The sequence below is a fragment of the Azospirillum sp. OGB3 genome (assembly GCF_014192915.1).
GTDB lineage: Bacteria > Pseudomonadota > Alphaproteobacteria > Azospirillales > Azospirillaceae > Azospirillum.
In genome coordinates this window covers 92,663-109,930 of the sequence record NZ_JACHYN010000009.1, presented here as the reverse complement: position 1 = coordinate 109,930, position 17,268 = coordinate 92,663, and the positions used below count along the sequence as shown (strand labels likewise).

At 70.8% G+C, this 17,268-nt stretch carries 14 protein-coding genes; 9 read left to right on the top strand and 5 right to left on the bottom strand.

Annotated features, from left to right (window positions below; all coding sequences use genetic code 11):
* Positions 1 to 150: 150 nt before the first annotated feature.
* Positions 151 to 3,057: an ATP-binding protein gene (locus tag FHW79_RS18540; RefSeq protein ID WP_183180321.1), complete on the bottom strand. Its 2,907-nt coding sequence runs from the start codon at positions 3,055 to 3,057 to the stop codon at positions 151 to 153.
* Between the two features lie 506 nt (positions 3,058 to 3,563).
* On the opposite strand from FHW79_RS18540, the gene FHW79_RS18535 reads away from it, so the two are divergent.
* Entirely contained in the window at positions 3,564 to 3,752 is a 189-nt protein-coding gene (locus FHW79_RS18535; protein WP_183180320.1) for a hypothetical protein, read from the top strand.
* 117 nt (positions 3,753 to 3,869) lie between these two features.
* Positions 3,870 to 4,352, top strand: a complete 483-nt coding sequence (locus FHW79_RS18530; RefSeq protein ID WP_183180319.1) for a MarR family transcriptional regulator — start codon at positions 3,870 to 3,872, stop codon at positions 4,350 to 4,352.
* Between the two features lie 330 nt (positions 4,353 to 4,682).
* Here the strand turns inward: FHW79_RS18530 and FHW79_RS18525 are convergent, their stop codons facing one another.
* Together FHW79_RS18525 and FHW79_RS18520 are read right to left on the bottom strand one after the other, a co-directional pair.
* Positions 4,683 to 5,048 (bottom strand): hypothetical protein, encoded by a 366-nt coding sequence (locus FHW79_RS18525; protein ID WP_183180318.1) that lies wholly within the window; start codon positions 5,046 to 5,048, stop codon positions 4,683 to 4,685.
* Between the two features lie 123 nt (positions 5,049 to 5,171).
* Positions 5,172 to 6,776: a L,D-transpeptidase family protein gene (locus tag FHW79_RS18520; RefSeq protein ID WP_183180317.1), complete on the bottom strand. Its 1,605-nt coding sequence runs from the start codon at positions 6,774 to 6,776 to the stop codon at positions 5,172 to 5,174.
* Positions 6,777 to 7,142: 366 nt separating this feature from the next.
* Here FHW79_RS18520 and FHW79_RS18515 point away from each other — a divergent pair, with 366 nt between their 5' ends.
* Positions 7,143 to 8,276 (top strand): D-alanyl-D-alanine carboxypeptidase family protein, encoded by a 1,134-nt coding sequence (locus FHW79_RS18515; RefSeq protein ID WP_183180316.1) that lies wholly within the window; start codon positions 7,143 to 7,145, stop codon positions 8,274 to 8,276.
* A 9-nt stretch (positions 8,277 to 8,285) separates the two neighbouring features.
* On the opposite strand, the gene FHW79_RS18510 is transcribed toward FHW79_RS18515, so the two are convergent.
* Positions 8,286 to 8,594 (bottom strand): SelT/SelW/SelH family protein, encoded by a 309-nt coding sequence (locus tag FHW79_RS18510; RefSeq protein ID WP_183180315.1) that lies wholly within the window; start codon positions 8,592 to 8,594, stop codon positions 8,286 to 8,288.
* Positions 8,595 to 8,842: 248 nt separating this feature from the next.
* On the opposite strand from FHW79_RS18510, the gene FHW79_RS18505 reads away from it, so the two are divergent.
* The 3 genes from FHW79_RS18505 to FHW79_RS18495 all read left to right on the top strand — a co-directional run bounded on the left by FHW79_RS18505 (position 8,843) and on the right by FHW79_RS18495 (position 12,131).
* On the top strand, positions 8,843 to 9,232 hold the full coding sequence (locus tag FHW79_RS18505) for a hypothetical protein (RefSeq protein ID WP_247884491.1): 390 nt from the start codon (positions 8,843 to 8,845) through the stop codon (positions 9,230 to 9,232).
* Between the two features lie 137 nt (positions 9,233 to 9,369).
* Positions 9,370 to 10,401 (top strand): ABC transporter substrate-binding protein, encoded by a 1,032-nt coding sequence (locus tag FHW79_RS18500; RefSeq protein WP_183180313.1) that lies wholly within the window; start codon positions 9,370 to 9,372, stop codon positions 10,399 to 10,401.
* Between the two features lie 2 nt (positions 10,402 to 10,403).
* Entirely contained in the window at positions 10,404 to 12,131 is a 1,728-nt protein-coding gene (locus FHW79_RS18495; protein WP_183180312.1) for an iron ABC transporter permease, read from the top strand.
* A 114-nt stretch (positions 12,132 to 12,245) separates the two neighbouring features.
* On the opposite strand, the gene FHW79_RS18490 is transcribed toward FHW79_RS18495, so the two are convergent.
* Positions 12,246 to 13,328 (bottom strand): ABC transporter ATP-binding protein, encoded by a 1,083-nt coding sequence (locus FHW79_RS18490; RefSeq protein WP_183180311.1) that lies wholly within the window; start codon positions 13,326 to 13,328, stop codon positions 12,246 to 12,248.
* Between the two features lie 83 nt (positions 13,329 to 13,411).
* Between FHW79_RS18490 and FHW79_RS18485 the strand changes: the two genes are divergently transcribed.
* From FHW79_RS18485 to FHW79_RS18475, 3 genes are all read left to right on the top strand, one after another.
* Positions 13,412 to 14,533 (top strand): MBL fold metallo-hydrolase, encoded by a 1,122-nt coding sequence (locus FHW79_RS18485; RefSeq protein ID WP_183180310.1) that lies wholly within the window; start codon positions 13,412 to 13,414, stop codon positions 14,531 to 14,533.
* Between the two features lie 66 nt (positions 14,534 to 14,599).
* Positions 14,600 to 15,847, top strand: a complete 1,248-nt coding sequence (locus FHW79_RS18480; protein ID WP_183180309.1) for a sodium:proton antiporter — start codon at positions 14,600 to 14,602, stop codon at positions 15,845 to 15,847.
* A gap of 130 nt (positions 15,848 to 15,977) precedes the next feature.
* Positions 15,978 to 17,213 (top strand): YeeE/YedE family protein, encoded by a 1,236-nt coding sequence (locus FHW79_RS18475; RefSeq protein WP_183180308.1) that lies wholly within the window; start codon positions 15,978 to 15,980, stop codon positions 17,211 to 17,213.
* Positions 17,214 to 17,268 lie beyond the last annotated feature (55 nt).

Sequence of the window (17,268 nt, the reverse complement as noted above, 5' to 3'; positions counted from 1 at the left end):
GCGCTACGACTTTCCCCCTTTCGCGCGGGGAGGGCGTGGCTGCTATCTTCAGCCTTGCCCCAAGGGCGTGTGCCTCCCTGTTTTGCACCTCAAGAGCCCGCCGTTCGTTCGGACGGCGGGCCACTTTCTTGGGGCCGGTGGCCCGGCCCTCTACAGGGGGAGGCGCTCGCCCTGCGCGCCGGTCATGGCCTCCGCCGCCTTCGCCCGCTTCGCCATGGCGCGGTCCAGAACGCGCCGGAGTTGGCGCGGCGTCACCGGCTTGCGGACCACCTCCAGCCCATGCGCGGCGGCGTCCGTCTCGCATTCCGGGCCGGCTTCCCCGGTCAGGATCATCGCGGGCACGTCCCATCCGGCCATGGCACGGACGCGGACCACGGCCTCCGTCCCGACGCGCCCCTCGCGCAGGCGGTAATCGACCAGCATCACGTCGGGCATGCGTCCGTCCGCCTCGATCTTCGCCACTGCCTCGTCGGTGGAGCCGGCGATCCGCACTTCGTATCCCCATTCGCGGAACATGTCGCGCAGTCCCAGCAGGACGATGGCGTCGTCGTCCACCAGCAGGACGTGCGGGGCCTCGCCGCCGCCGGTGAAGACGGAGGCGGCCATCGGCGGCGGAGCCGTCGGCGTTTCCACCTCGGCCAACGGGACGGTGACGGCGAAGACGGACCCGCGGCCCGGCTGGGATTTCACCTCCACCGGATGGTCGAGGATCGCCGAGAGCCGCTGCACGATGGCGAGCCCGAGCCCGAGCCCGCGCGCCCGGTCGCGCTCCGGGTTGTTGATCTGATGGAACTCGGCGAAGATCCGGGTCAACTGGTCGGACGGGATGCCGATCCCGGTGTCGCTGACCTCGATCCGCACCCGACCGCCCCGCGTCTTGCCGTCCTGCGTCTTGCCGTCCAGCGGGCGGACGGCGATCTGCACCGCGCCGCGCTCCGTGTACTTGACCGCGTTCTCCAGCAGATTGCGCATCATGCGGCCCAGCAGGACACGGTCGCTGAGCACCGTCGTCGCATGGTCCTGGACGATGCGGAAGGCCAGCTTCTTGCTTTCCAGGATCGGCGCGTAGGAGGCGGCGATCTCGTCCAGCAGGCTGTTCAGGGCGAAGGGCTCCACGCGCGGATCGACCGCTCCGGCGTCCAGCCGCGACACGTCCAGCAGGCTGTCCAGCAGTCCTTTCAGCGTGTCCAGGCCGCGCTCCAGCATCTCCAGGCTGCGCTGTCCCTGCTCGTCGCTGATGAAGCGGTGCAGGATGCCGGTGAACAGGAACATGGACTGCATCGGCTGGCGCAGGTCGTGGCTGGCGGCGGCGAGGAACTTCGATTTGGCGCGGTTGGCCTCGTCGGCCTCGTCCTTGGCGCGCTGGAGCGCCTGTTCCATCGCCTTGCGTTCCCCGACGTCGCGCAGGGTGCAGATCGCCAAGATCACCCGCCCATCAGCGCCGCGGACCGGCGTGGCGCTGACCGACAGGGTCATGGCGGTTCCGTCGGGCCGGGTGTAGGGCAGGTCCTCCTGCTCCACCGTCTCGCCGTTCCGCAGCGCGCGGGACAGCGGGCAGCGTCCTTCGCCGAAGCAGGCGCCGCCGCTGCAGGACCGCGTGCCGTCGCAGCCGCAGCCGGTGACGGGCGGCGGTGGGCCGCCGAGCAGATGGAGCGCGGTGTCGTTGACCTTGACGATCCGCCCGCTCGGCGCTTCCGCCACCAGCAGCCCCGAGGGCAGATGGTCGAGAATGGCCGTCAGCAGGCCGCGCTCCGCCTCAAGCTGCCGGGTCAGGAGCGTGCGCTCGTCCTCCAGGTGCCGGCGCTCGGTGGCGTCCCGGAAGTAGAGAGCCAGACCCTTGCGCGACGGGAAGGCGCGGACGGCGAACCAGATGCCGCTGCGCGGCCCCTGCGTCTCGAACTCCACCGGCTCACGGTTTTCCATGGCCTGTTGCAGGGTGCGTCCGGAGTCGCCGGACATCAGTTCCGCGAATGCCTGACGCCCGTTCCGGCCGACGGCGTCTCCGGAGTCGGGGAGCAGGGTCCGCGCCCGTTCGTTGACGAAGACCACCCGCCAGGACCGGTCGAGTTCGGCCACGGCGTCCGTCGTGCTCTCCAGGACCGAGGCCTTCTCGACCACCGTTTCCAGCATCCGTTCCCGGACGCGCAGGAATTGCCGCATGCCCCAGGCGGCGCCCAGGCAGGTGAGCAGAAGCACCCCGCCGAACAGCGCCAGCGAAAGGAGCATGGCGTCCCGGACCGGACGCATCGCGGCGTCCCGGTCGATCCCGATGGCGATCATCGATTCGCCGGTGCCGGTCTCCAGGGGGGCGGAGACCACCATCCGTTCCGTTCCTCCGCTCTCGAAGGCGGCCGCCGACCGTGTCCCACGCGCCGCCCGCATGGCCTGAAGCATGGCCGTGGGCAGGGGCTGCCCGATGGCCTCGGGGGCCTCCGGCAGGCGCGCCACCGCATGGCCCTGGCGGTCGGCGATCACCATTTCCATGCCCGGTGGCAAGGGGCGGCTGCCCAGATTCTCCTCCAGCCAGCGGGCGTCGAGAAGAACCGTCACCACGCCGCCCGCGGGACTGCCCGGCACGCCGTCCGACGCCGGATAGGCCAGCCGGAAGGGCAGGATGGGGCGCTGGTTGGGATAGCGCAGCCCGTACTCGCCCACCGTCAGGGCGCCGGTGGCCAGCGCGCTCTGGAAAGTGCGGATGCCGCCGAGATCCACGCCCAGCGAGACCGGGTCGGTCGCGCACCACACGCGACCCTGCCGGTCGGCCACCTCGACCGACAGATAGGCGGGATAGCGGGCACGCAGCCGGTCCATGGTCTGCTGGCAGGACGGCGGCCCCGCCAGCGGCACGCCCGATTCGACGATCGTGGCCAGCACTTGCCGCGCCTCCGCGGCGATTCGCAACTGTTCGGCGTCCAGCAGGTCAAGAAGGCGCAGGGTATCATTGCGCACCTCGTTCTCCCGATCCTGCCGCAGGCTGTGCTGCGTCATGAACTGGAGCGCCGCAAGCGGCACCACGGCGACCACGATCAAAAGAAACAGACGCAGATAATGGGGCATTGCCAAGGAGATCTGATGAAGGAGACCGGCCATCCTCGCACCCGGATGGCCCAAACGGTCATGGGTGGCAGCCGAAACAGGGCCGTCGTTGGTGGATGTTCTTCAAACTCCACAGCGCGTTCATGCCACACGGGGGCGGAGATGCAACGATTAACGGACTGGATAACTCCATTTTGCTTCGGCGGCGGTCCCCTTCCTCAGCGGCGTCCGAGACGGAGGACGGCCAAGGCGCAGCGCAGGGGGCGATGACGAGGCGCAGGGCGGTTGGATCACAGGTGTCCACCGTCAACGTGGCGGTCGTGTCCATGCGAACCGCTTCTCCCAAAGCCATCCGCTCCGGCGATCAAGCGTGCGCAGCATGCGTTGTGGCGGCGGTGGACGTAACCGTCCCGAGCAATCCAGGCAGCCGTGCGCAACGATAAATTTTCATGGCGCCGCTCGCATTCCCGTAATATTTCTCAATTGTAATTGGAGCCCCCGCCACCGTCTGTCCGCGTGAGCCGATCATGCCGTGGAACCTCAGGCCCTCCTATCAGGCCATCACTTTGCTGCGCCGACACAGCCGGGAATGCCGTGGGTTGGAAACCCGTGAATATCTGGTCGCCGTGGAGCGCCGGATGGTGGAGCTCATTGATCTGGAGCGGCAGGAGACCCGCGACGCAGCCGCGTCACCGATCCGTCAGGCGGCGGAGTGAACTCGACTTTTATCGTATTTCAGATCGGTAATGTCGTAAGCCGCTCCTGAAACACAACCGACACAGATCGGTGTTAAAGGCCAACGTGTCGTTCATTGACACGAGGCCGTCGCGTTCATGGTTTTCCCGACCGAAATGGCCGACAACGATGATGGCGGTAGCAAGGAGGGTTGCGACGTCGCCCTCTGCACCGTCCCCGCCGAGTCCATTCACAGCCGCATTCGGCGGGTTCACCAGCGCGCCACCGCCATGCTGAGCGAGGCGCTGACCGGGTTCAACCTGACAGCGCCGCAATGGGCGGCGCTGGCGGCGCTGCACCAGCACGGGCCGATGTCGCAGATCGATCTGGGGCGCAGCATCGCGATGGACCCCGCCACCATGCAGGGGGTGGTGGTGCGGCTGATCGACCGCGGCTATCTCCTGCGCAGCCCCGACAGCCTCGACCGCCGCCGCAACCTCGTCCGGCTGGCCGACAGCGGGCGACGGGTGGTCGAGGCGGCGGGGCCGGCCATCGCGCAGGCGGAGGCCGAACTGACCGGGCGTCTGTCCGCGGACGAACGGCACCGGCTGGCCGATCTTCTGGCCCGCCTGTGCGTGTGAGCCCCGGCGGTTCCTCCATGATCAAGTCGTAACGGTGGGTAGGGCCAATGGTCCGGGTTAGCCCGAGTTATGCACATTCGCCTGAACGGCGTCCTTGACTCTGCAAATGTTGCTTTTTTGTTTTTGCCGACTTGCCTGGAACCGGTAAAACCCACAAAAGCCGGGCGTTTCCGCTTCATCAGTTGTGCCTGAAATTTAGGCATTTTGTTCGGGACCGCTGATTCACGGCCATGCTCACAGGTTGCTCCCGGATTCGCTCACAGAGTTACCCACAGCTTCTGGGGATATCCCGATATTGCGGATAGAGATGCCTGCCCTCCGCTCCTGTCCTCAACCGATCACCCGCCACTGGCCATCCGGGTCCAGACAGGCGGTCCCGACAAGCGTCGCGGGGCGTCCGCCGACGACTCCCGGCATCTGGAAATCGCGGCAATAGCGACCGCCGGGGCCGAGATAGGTGGGGGAGGTCCGGGTGGCCAGCGGCGCCGCCGGAACGGGCTGGGGAACCGGCACATAGACCACGGGCGGCGGTGGAACATAGACGGGGGGCGGAAAGCCGAAGGCCAGCGGCAGCGAAATGCTGAAGCCGAAGAAATTCCCTCCATGCCAGCCACCGGCGAACGCCGGAGCCGGAGTCATCAGAAGGACGGGCAGGAGCAGCGCGCACAGCCGCGCCGAAGCCGGGAAGGGGATCATCGCACACCTCCGCCGCGGCGCGGGATGGGGCGCCGCCACAAGGAAAGATGGGTACGAAAAAAGGCGCCGTCGAGACGGCGCCTTTTTCACGTTCGGCTAAGTCTGAAACCCGGCGCGGTGGCGTCACATCGCCGTGCGGACGGCCTCGGCACCGCTGCGCGTGTCGGCGGCGCGGGCCGGGGTGGCCGTGGAGGAGGACTGGGCGGGCGCCGGAGCCGGCTGCGGGGCGGCGGCCGGGGTCGGGCGGACGGGCTTCTGCTCGACCCGCCGCGGAGCCGAGACGGTCCCCACGGCGGCCGGGGCCTGGGTCGCCGACGACGGCGCGGAGGGGCTGGTCGGCACGTCGTCGTAGATGCCCGGATGCACCCGCACGGTGCCGTCCGTCTCCACCGTGGAGGTCCAGTAGACGAAGCGGACCGGGACGGCGTTGGGCAGGGAGACCGTCTTGGTCTTGCCGCTGTCGAGCTGACGCTCGATCGCCGCGGAGTCGAGCTTGGCGGGGCGCAGCAGCGTCTCCGCGACCATCCGCGCGTCGGCCAGCCGCACGCAGCCGGAACTGGCGGCGCGCAGGTCGCGCTCGAACAGCCGCGGGTCGTTGGTGCCGTGCAGGAAGATGCCGTCGCCGTTGGTCAGGTTGAACCGGAAGCGGCCGAGGGCGTTGTCGTCGCCGGGCTTCTGGACGATGCGGATGCGCTCCGGCGTGACCTGCCACCAGTTGATGCTTTCCGGCACCACCTCGACCCCGTCCAGATAGACGACGGCGTCCTTGATGCCGGTGTTGCCCTTCTTGCGCAGGACCGGCAGCTTGTCCTCGACCAGAACGGTCGGCGGCACGGTCCAGGTGGGGTTGATCGTCACGCTGGTGACGCGGTCCTGGAGCAGCGGGGTCTGGCGCGACGGGCGTCCGACCACGGCGCGCATGGTGAAGTTCAGCTTGCCGCGTTCGATGTAGGTCACGGTCTGGCTGGGCAGGTTGACCAGGATCACCGTGTCCGGAACCGACGCCTGGAAGGCGCGCATCGACGCGGTGGCGCCGCGCATCAGCTTGGCGGCCTCCTTCGGCGTGCGGTCGAGCGCCTGGCGCGTGACCTCGCCGACCTTGCCGTCCTGCATCAGCCCTTCGGACAGCTGGAAGGCGCGGACCGCCACTTCGAGGGTGTCGTCGAAGGTCTCCGTCCACTGTTCCTGGTTCAGGAAGCCCAGCTCGATCAGCCGGGTGGACAGGCGGCCGATGCGGTCGGCGGTGCGCGCCCGCACCTGGATGGTCAGGGCCGGGGGCGGGGGCAGCACCTCCACCACCGTGCCGGGCGTCGCCGTTCCGCTGAGGACATTGCCGGGCGTCGCCGACGGATCGGCCTGCGGGATCGGCTCGGCGGGCGGGGTCACGACGACCGTCGGCGCGGTCCCGGCGGCGGGGGCGGTGCCCTCCGGCACGTCGGACGGACGGACGGGGCCGGGGGCCACCACGTCGACCATGCCGCCGTCGCCCTTTTTCAGGACGGAGCCGTAACCGACGCGCGTTTGCTGCACGCGGGGCATGGCCTCCAGTTCGGCGGCGCGCTGGTCGATCCGCGCGATCCAGGTTCCCACGACATCCCGGCCCGTGGAGGTGCCCGAAGCGGTGGACGGCGCGGCCTGCGCGGGCAGGGCGAGCAGCCCGGCGAGGAGGCACGCGGCCACCCTCGCTCCGAGGGCGGGCCGGGCGCAGGTGCGAATGGTCGTCAGCATAATCGAAGCATCCCACGCGGCGATGAACAGACGGCTAACGAAAGGCTCTGTCCATACGTGAGGTCGCACGGACGACACGCGGGAACCAGCGCCCTTTCGGCATAAGACATCTGACGCCCGCGGCGGCGCGGCACAAGTGACATCGCGCCGGATGATGCTTCTGTGCCACAATGTGCACAGCAGAGTTGCCGCTGCGACACAGGCAATGGCGGAGCCGTGGATGATCGATTGGTATCAGCCGATTTGGTAAACGGCGACGCTCACGCCGGAACCGCAAAATCACACAAGGCGCCAGAGATTCGACACATTTTTTGTTAACCGCTTTCAGGGTACAGGAGGCGACCATCTCTCCATCCGGTCGCCATCATGCCGCGTTCGCCGTACGGTTTCGTCCTGCCGCTGCTTCTGTCCCTGGCCGTCGCCACGCCTGTCGCCGTCAACCCTGCGGATGCCCTCGCCAAGGCGGCCCAGGAGACGGTGCACAAGCAGGCGCCCAAGCCCACCGCCAAATCGGCCGCCAAGGCCGCGCCCCAGAAGGCCGCTGCGTCCAAGACGGCAGCGAAGCCCGCCGCCGTCCGGACCGTGCACAAGGCCGCCGTCCACAAATCGGCCACCCACAAGGCCACCGTTCGCAAGGCCGCCGTCCATCGCACCGGCAAGGCGCGCCGCGCGGGCCGGGTCGCCGCCGGGGCCGCCGCCGGCACCGTGGCGGGTGCCGCCGTCTTCCGTCCGGTCCACGCCTATGTGCTGATGGACGCGCAGTCGGGTCGGGTCCTCGATTCGGAGAACGCCGATACGCTGACCTACCCGGCGTCGCTGACCAAGATGATGACCCTGCTCCTGACCTTCGAGGCGCTGGAGCGCGGCACGCTGCGGCTGGACCAGGAACTGCCGGTGTCGCGCCACGCCACCAACCAGAAGCCGTCGCGCCTGAACCTCGCCGTCGGTTCGACCATCCGGGTGGAGGACGCGATCCTCGCCCTGACCGTGAAGTCGGCCAACGACGTCGCCGTCGTGCTGGCGGAGGCGCTGGGCGGCAGCGAGGAGCAGTTCGCCGAGATGATGACGGCCAAGGCGCAGGCGCTGGGCATGGCCAGCACCACCTTCCGCAACGCCTCCGGCCTGCCGCACAAGGAGCAGCGCACCACCGCCCGCGACATGGCCCGCCTGTCGCGCGCCATCGTGGCCCGCCCGGCGCGGGAATACGCCTATTTCTCGCGCACGCGCTTCGACTGGAACGGCACGGTGGTGCCCGGCCACAACCGGCTGCTCGGCCGGGTCGAGGGCTACGACGGCATCAAGACGGGCTTCATCAACCTCAGCGGCTTCAACCTCGCCGGCAGCGCCAGCCGCAACGGCCAGCGTCTGGTCGCCGTCGTGCTGGGCGGCACCACCGCCGCGTCCCGCGACCGCGAGGTCGCCGAGTTGCTGGAGCAGGGCTTCGGCGCCGCGCCGCCCAAGCAGACGGTGGCCGTCACCGACGTGAAGGCCGTCCGTTAAGCGCGCCCCTCACGGCTCCGCCGGCCGCTTGCGGTCGGCGTGGCCCAGGGGCTTGTCCGGGGCGATGTGATCGCGCACCCGCTGCTTCAGTTCGGTGATGTCGGGGAAGCGGCCCTCGGCCTTGCGCGACCAGACCACCGCAGTGCCGTGCCGCACCTCGAAGATGCCCCCGGTGCCGGGCATCAGGGTGACGCCGCCCAGTTCCTCCTCGAAGGTGGTCAGAAGCTCCTGCGCCATCCAGGCGGCGCGCAGCATCCAGCGGCACTGGCGGCAATATTCGATCTGAAGGGTGGGCCGGTCGGGGGCTTCGCTGGTCACGGTGCGCGCTCCTGTCGCTTGGGCTGTCGTCCGTAAGGGTGCTGCCGAACGGCCCGTCTTCCAAGCCCTTCGCGCGTCTCCGTTCGAAGAAGGGGCGCTCTGGCATCCCCACAGAGCGGTATCGCCAAAGACGTTTTGCCTCGCGGCCCCCTCCGGCGCTCTTCTGGAGCCGGGGCAACGAGGTGGGGAGCATGCCGGTACACACCGCGAAACGCTTGTGGAGCCAGGAAACGGGCTGCGGATTCTGCATGAGGTCGGAGACCGGCGCCTTGTGGTGCCGCGGCCTGTGCCGCGACATATCCCTGGCCGAACTGGTTCACCGCGTCCATGCGGTCCGCGACAACGCCATGCGGCTGGAGGTCTCCACCCTGCTGGTGACGAAGCCGTCCCCCCTGCACGCCGTGCCCGACGACAAGGACGCCCCCGCCGCCCGGGCCGCCCAGCTCCGCGGTGCCGCGGTGAACAGCATGGTTCGCAGCCTGCACCGCCTGCGCAAGAGCGCGAACGCCATGGCGCGTTCCGCCGACCGGCTGGAGGCCACCCGCAACGCGCTGGGCCTCGGCAAAGAGGAAACCGCTGCCGCGGAATCCCCGTCCGCAGGCCCTCCCCTTTCCCTGTGCCGCCCCAATCGGGTATGACGCTGAAGACCGGCCGGAACGGCCGCCGTCACGCGGCTGTCATGGTTCTGGCGTAAACAAGGGCCTTCGTTCGCATACCGGGGCACTCCAGTGAGGCTCCGGACCGGCGGAGACGACCAGAGAGGGAAACGGGAGACATGAAGGCCAAGCGCACACATCTGGCCGCGGCGTTCGCCGCCATAGGAACGACCATCGCCGCCGTCGCCGCGAGCGCGCTTCTGCTGGCCTTGCCCGCCCAGGCCGCCACCGACAAGCCGACCGGCAAGCTGGTGCTCTACACCTCCCAGCTCGAAGCCGACGCGAAGCAGACGGTGGACGCCTTCAAGGCCAAGAACCCCGGCGTCGAGGTCGAATGGGTCCGCAGCGGCACGACCGAGCTGATGAACAAGCTCCGCGCCGAGATCGCCGCGGGCAGCCCGCAGGCCGACCTGCTGCTGATCGCCGACGCGGTGACCATGGAGTCGCTGAAGGCGGAGAAGCGCCTGCTGGCCTACAAGGACGCGCCGGTCCAGGGCTACCGCCCCGGCACCCACGATCCGGACGGCACCTGGTTCGCCACCAAGCTGATCACCACCGGGATCGCCTACAACACGGCGGCGCCGATGAAGCCCTCCTCCTGGCTCGACCTGCTGAAGCCGGAGGCCAAGGGCACCACCGTGATGCCCAGCCCCCTCTATTCCGGCGCCGCCGCCATCCACATGGCCGCCGTGAAGGAGCAGCCGGATCTCGGCATGGCCTTCTACGAGAAGCTCCAGGCCAACGGCACCACCGCGGCCAAGGGCAACGGCGGCATCCTGAAGTCGGTGGCCAGCGGCGAGAAGCTGTACGGCGTCATCGTCGACTATCTGCCGATCCGCGAGCAGGCCAAGGGCGCCCCCGTCGCCTTCGTCTTCCCCAAGGAGGGCGTCAGCGCGGTGACCGAGCCGGTGGCCATCCTGAACACCAGCAAGAATCCCGACGCCGCCAAGGCCTTCATCGCCTTCCTGCTGAGCAAGGAGGGGCAGGAGCTGGCCTCCCGCCAGGGCTTCCTGCCGGCGCTGCCGGGGGTGGCGCCGCCGGCCGGGTTCCCGGACACCTCCTTCATCTCGCTGATGCCCTATGACCCGGCCAAGGCCCTGAAGGACGACGAGGCCAACAAGAAGGACTTCGCCGACCTGTTCGGCGGCTGAGGATGAGTCTCGCCACCTTTGGCGACCGGCGGCCTTTCCACGCCGCCGGTCGTTTTTCCGTTTCCGGGGCGCCGCTGCTGTTCGCGCTGGCCGGGCTGATCGTCCTGCTGCCGATCCTGCGGCTGGTGTGGGAGGTCGCCGGGCCCATGGCGGCGGGCGACCTGACGGCGATGACCCGCGTGCTGACGTCCAAGATGACGTGGCGCGCCACCGGGAACAGCGTCGCCATCGCGGCGGGGGCCACGGTTGTCGCGGCGGCGCTTGGCGTGCCCTTCGCGCTGCTCTGCGGCATGACCGACCTGAGGGGCAAGACGGCGCTGGCCTTCTGCCTGATCCTGCCTCTGATGATTCCGGCGCAGATCGTCGCCCTGTCGTGGATTCACCTCGCCGGGTCGGGAAGCCCGCTGCTGAAGCCGCTGGGACTCGCCCCGGCGCCGGGCACGCCGAATCCGGTCTATTCCTCCGCCGGGATGATCCTGGTGATGGGGATCGAGCACGCGCCGCTGGTCTTTCTGGCGCTGCGCGCCGCGCTCCGCGCCGTACCGCGCGATCTGGTGGAGGCGGCGCAGGCGGCGGGTGCCCGGCGGGGGCGGGTGCTGCGCACCATCGTCCTGCCGCTCAGCCTGCCGGGTCTGGCCGCCGGTCTGGCCCTGTCCTTCGTCGCCGCGCTGGGCAATTTCGGGGTTCCGGCGCTGCTCGGCATCCCGGCGGGGATTCCGGTGCTGCCGACGCTGATCTACCGGCGGCTGGCCGGGTTCGGCCCGTCCGTTCTGCCGGAGGTCGCGGTGCTGGCCGTGCTGATCGGCGCCATCGCCTGCATCGGCATCGCCGCGCAGATGGCGCTCCAGGCGCGGGTGGACGCGCGGGTGATCGGCGGCTCGGCGCCCGCGGCGGTGCTGCGGCTGGGCCGGGCGCGGCGCCCGCTGGAAATCCTCTGCTGGAGCGTGGTGGCGCTGATCCTGGCGGCTCCGCTGGCGGCTCTGGCCTCGACCAGCCTGATCCGCGTCTACGGCCTTCCGCTGGGGCCGGAGACGGCGACGCTGGCGCATTACGCGACGGTGCTGGGGCTGGATCAGGTGGGGCGGGCCTTCACCAATTCCTTCGTGCTGTCGGGGGCGGCGGCGCTGCTGCTGACCCTGCTGGCGATCCCGCTGGCCCATGCGATGGCCGGGCCTGGAAAGGGTGGGCGGCTGGTCCGCGCCGTCGGCGTGCTGATCGAGCTGCCGCACGCGGTGCCCGGCGTGGTGCTGGCAATCGGCTGCATCCTGGTCTTCCTGAAGCCGCTGCCGCTGCTGAGCGTCAGCCTGTACGGCACGCTGGGGATCATCCTGGCGGCCTATCTGGCGCGCTTCCTGTCGCTGGCCCTGCGCCCGGCCCAGGCCGCCTGCGCCGCGCTGGACCCGGCGATGGAGGAAGCGGCGCGCGCCTGCGGCGCCGGCCCGCTGCGCCGCCTGCGCACCATCGTGGCGCCGCTGGTGGCCCCCGCGGCGGCGGCGGGCGGGGTGCTGGTGTTCCTGACCGCCTTCAACGAGCTGACCGTGTCGATCCTGCTGTGGTCGCAGGGGCGGGAGACCCTGGGCGTCGTTGTCTACGCGCTGGAGGAGGGCGGCAGCCCGACGCTCGCCGCGGCGCTGAGCGTGGTGACGATCGCCGTGGTCGTGGCGGTGCTGCTGGCCGTCGGCTGGCTGGGGCGGCGGCTGCCGGCGGGGATCATTCCCTGGCGGGGGTGAGGCGTTCCCGAGACGGGCCCCCACCCAACCCTCCCCCGCTTCGCAGGGGAGGGCTTTAACTCCTCCCCCTGCGCAGCGGGGGGAGGCTGGGAGGGGGGCTCTACGCCAACCACCTCACGCCCCCTCCGGCACCACCCAGCCGTCGCGCACGGCGAGGCGCAGCGCTTCGCCCGGCGCGACCTGGGCGTCGCCGGACACCCGCAGCAGCAGGCGCACGCCCGGGGCCGCCTGCGGTTCGGCCTCCACAAGGACGAAGCCGCCCTTGTAGGCGGCGCGCACCACCGTCGCGGTGATGGGACCGTCCGCCGCCGGCTCCAGATCCTCGGGCCGCAGGCAGACCAGCGCTTGCCCCTCCGGCTGGCCGGTACGGCAGCGGACCAGCGCGTCCGCCCCGAACAGGCGCACCCGCGCCCGGCCGTCGGCGGCCGGACCCGTCACCACACCGTCCACCACCGCGCCCTGGCCGACGAAGCCGGCGACCATGCGCGTCGCCGGTTCGCGGTAGAGCGTGCGGGGCGCCGCCACCTGGGCCAGCCGCCCGCGGTCGAGCACGGCGATGCGCGTCGCCAGCGCCATGGCCTCGGCCTGATCGTGGGTGACATAGACCATGGTGGCGCCGGTCTTGGCGTGGAAGTCGGCGAACTCCTCCTCCATCGCCGCGCGCAGATGCACGTCGAGGTTGGCGAGCGGCTCGTCCAGCAGCACCAGCTCCGGGCTCATCACGAGGCAGCGGGCCAGCGCCACGCGCTGCCGCTGGCCGCCCGACAGTTCGGCGGGGTGGCGCGCGTCGAAGCCCGAAAGCCCCACCGTGTCGAGCGCGGCGCGCACCCGCTGCTCCCGCTCCGCGCGGGGAACGCGGGCGGTCTCCAGCGGGTAGGCGACGTTGCCGGCCACCGTCATGTGCGGCCACAGCGCGTAGGACTGGAAGACGAGGCCGATCCGCCGCTCCTCCGGCGGGACGTGGGTGCCGGGGCCGGACAGCGTGCGCCCGCCGACCGTGATGCGCCCGCCGTCCAGCCGCTCGAAGCCGGCGACCATGCGCAGCAGCGTGCTTTTCCCGCAGCCCGACGGGCCGAGCAGGGCGAGGAACTCCCCCGCCGCCACGTCGATGGTCACGCCGTCCACCGCAGGGGCGGGCGTCCCGGCATAGTGGCGGGAAGCGTCGTCGATCAGGAGAGCGGGCGTCTGAGTGGTCATGGCACCGGAAGTCGCGCTATTCAGGAAGGCGGCGAGGGATAGGCACAGTGCGGAACGGGGGCGTGATGTCAAGTGACGCTGCTATGACGAGGGCAACGACGGTGCGCGGCGGCAAGGTCCGGCTGCGCTCCCTGTCGGGGCTGGGCAACAAGGGGCCGGCCTGCTTCCTGGCGATGATCGGCGGGGCGCGGCTGCTGCTCGACCTCGGCGAGGGGCCGGACGCCGGGCGCCTGCCGCCGCTGAGCGGGGCGGGGCGGGTGGACGCCATCCTGATCACCCACACCCACGGCGACCATGCCGGCGCCCTGGGCCTGCGCCACCGGCTCGGCAGCCCGCCGGTCTACGCAACGCCGCTGGCCGCCCGCCTCCTGCCGCCGACCGTCGCGGCCCTGCCGCTGCCGGTCCGCGGAACGGTGGAGACCCAGGGTGTGCCGGTGACGACCGGGCGGTCCGGCCACGCGCCGGGTGGGGTGTGGATCCATCTGGGGACGGAGGATGGCGGGATTCTCTACATGGGCGACCATTCCGACGAGTCGGCCCTGTTCCCCTTCGACCCGCCGCCGCCGGCGCGGCGGGTGATCCTCGACGCCTCCTACGGGCTGGACGACACCCCGCAGGCGGAGCGGCTGGCCGCGCTGGAGCCCTTCCTGCACGCGGGCGGCGCGCTGTTCCCGGTGGCGGCGGACGGGCGGGGGCCGGAGATGGCCCTGTGGGCGATGGAGCATGGCGTCGTTCCGGCCATCGACGACGCCCACCGCGTCGCCATCGCCCATCTGCTGGCGGAGGCCGACACCGCCCTGCGACCCGGCACGGAGGAACGGCTGCGCCGGCTGCTCGACCGCGCCAAGGAACCGGGCGACCCGCGCGACGTGACCTTCGCCGCCGGTCCCAACGCCACCAGCGGCACCGCCGCGGAGCTGGTGGAGCGCTGGGCCGGGGCGGGCAGGCGGGAGACAGGCGGGCCGGACATCGTCTTCACCGGCTACCTCGCGGCGGGCACGCCGTCGCGGACCCTGGTCGACGCCGGCCGCGCGCGGTATCTGCGCTGGAACGTCCACCCGACGCTGCGCCAGTTGACGGCGTTGGTCGCGGCGACCGGGGCGGAGCGGGTGCTGCCCGCCTTCGGCGACATCCGGCACCGGGAGGGCTGGCGGACCGCCTTCGCCCCGGCCACTCTGGAGGGGCTGGACGCCCCGGAGGGCTGACGCGCGAGAGGATCGCGGCGGACGCCCTGTTGGCATGGCTTGTCTCTCCCAAGCCGCCGGACGTTCATGGGCACCTTCGAGTTGCTGTCCCTCCTGCTGACCCTGGCGGCGCTGTTCAGCTTCGCCAGCCGCGGGCTGCTCGGCCTGCCGGCGACGGCGGGGGTGTTCCTGCTGGCCTTCGGCTTCGCCTTCGCGACGGCGGTGGTTGGGACGCTGGTGCCGGCCATCGACATCCGCGCCTGGGAGGAGCGTCTGGTGACCAGCGCCCACCTGCCCGAAGCGCTGCTGGAGGGGGTGCTGGCCTTTCTGCTGTTCGCCGGGGCGGTGGAACAGGACAGCGGCACGCTGTGGCGGCGGCGCTGGGCGGTGGCGCTGCTGGCGACGCTGGGGGTCGTGATCTCGACCGCCGTCATGGGCGCCGGCATGTGGCTGGTCTTCGACGCCATGGGCCAGCCGGTGCCGCTGCTGTGGTGTCTGGTGCTGGGGGCGGCGCTGGCGCCGACCGACCCGGTGGCGGTGCTGGCCGTGCTGCGCAAGGCGCCGCTGCCGGAGGGGCTGCGCACCGCCATCGCGGGGGAGAGCCTGTTCAACGACGGCATGGGGGTGGTGCTGTTCGCCCTCCTGCTCGGGCTGGCCACCGGGACCGACACCGATGTGACGGTGCTGGGCGTTGCCTGGGACATCGTGAAGGAGGCGGGCGGCGGCGTCCTGCTCGGGCTGGCGACCGGTTCGATCGCCTTTTGGGCGAAGAGCCGGGCGGACGACCCGGCGGTTGAGCTGTCGATCTCGCTCGCCCTGGCGGCGGCGACCTACAGCCTCGCCCAGCGGCTCGGCCTGTCCGGCCCCATCGCCGTGGTGGTGGCGGGGTTGCTGATCGGCAACACCGCCAAGCACCACGTCTCGTCGGAGCGGACGGGCTTCATTATGAAGGCCTTCTGGTCGATGGTCGACGCGATCCTGAACGCCATCCTGTTCATGCTGGTCGGGCTGGAGGCGGCGGTGGTGCTGTCCTGGCAGGCGCCGGTGATGGTCGCAGCCGTCCTGGCGCCTCTGCTGGCGCTTGTGGCCCGGCTGGCGAGCGTTCTTCCGGTTGTCGCGGTTCATCTGCGCAGCCAACGCAAGGCGGCGGCGACCGCCGTGCTGACCTGGGGCGGGGTGCGCGGCGGCATTGCGGTGGCGCTGGTCCTGTCGCTGCCCGACAACCCGCACCGCGACCTGCTGCTGGTGGCCTGCTACGCCGTCGTCGCCTTCACCATCATCGTGCAGAGCCTGACGCTCGGCCGGCTGGCCCGGCGTCTGTTCCCCGAGGGCTGACGGAGGTCTCCCGCGCAAGACAGGGATGCGCAAAACAGCCTTTCCTGTGGAAAGCATCCCATTATCTACTGAAGCCAATCAGGCAATCGCCTTTATCAACGTCTCATTTTTGTTGTTTTGGAGTGTCGGGATGACGGACACGACTCTGGGCCGGGCGGCGGGTTCGGCCACGCTTCTGCCGGGAATCGACTGGCGGGTGGTCACCGTGGCGCTGCTCGCCCTGGCGGGCGGCGGCCTGTGGATCGGCGACGCCGTGTCGGGTCGGCAGGCGGCGCTCTATCTGGTGGGCGGCGCCATGGGCCTCGTGCTCTACCATGCGCTGTTCGGCTTCACCTCCGCCTTCCGCGTCTTCATCGCGGACCGGCGCGGGGCGGGGCTGCGGGCGCAGATGGTCATGCTCGCCGTGGCCTGCGCGCTGTTCTTCCCGGTGCTGGCGGCGGGGACGCTGTTCGGCACGCCGGTGAAGGGGCTGGTGTCACCGGTCGGCCTGTCGGTGGTGGCCGGCGCCTTCCTGTTCGGCATCGGCATGCAGTTGGGCGGCGGCTGCGCCTCGGGCACGCTGTTCACGGTGGGCGGCGGCAGCACGCGCATGGTCGTGACGCTGGCCTTCTTCATCGTCGGCTCGGTGCTGGGCGCCTATCACCTGCCCTGGTGGCAGGCGCAATGGACCGCCGCCCCGGTGTCGGTGGTCGCCGCCTGGGGCTGGCCGGTGGCGCTGGCGGTCAACCTGGCCATCTTCGCCGCGGTCTATGCCGGCACCCTCGCGCTGGAGAGGCGGCGCCACGGCCGCCTGATCGAGGGCGCCCCGGCGAAGACGGAGGGGCTGCGGCGCTTCCTGCGCGGTCCCTGGCCGCTGGTCTGGGGCGCGGTCGCGCTGGCCGTGCTGAACTTCGCGACGCTGGCGCTGGCCGGACGGCCGTGGGGCATCACCTCGGCCTTCGCGCTGTGGGGCAGCAAGGGGCTGGCCGCGCTGGGCGTGGACGTCGCCTCCTGGCCCTTCTGGCAGGCGCCGGCCCAGGCCAGGGCGTTGCAGGACAGCGTGCTGGCCGACATCACCTCGGTGATGGATTTCGGCATCATCCTGGGCGCGCTGCTCGCCGCCGGGCTGGCCGGCAAGTTCGCCCCGGTGTGGAAACTGCCGCTGCGGTCGCTGGTGGCGGCGGTGGTCGGCGGGCTGCTGCTCGGCTACGGCTCGCGCCTCGCCTACGGCTGCAACATCGGCGCCTATTTCAGCGGCATCGCGTCGGGCAGTTTGCACGGCTGGGTGTGGATCGTCGCGGCACTGGCCGGCAACTACCTTGGCACCGCCCTGCGCCCGTTCTTCGGCCTGGAGGTCGAGCGCACGCCGCGTCCGACCGCCTGCTGAGCGACGTCGAGGGCGCCGTGGCCTGTCAAGGCGGCGAACCGGTGGACTCCGGTTC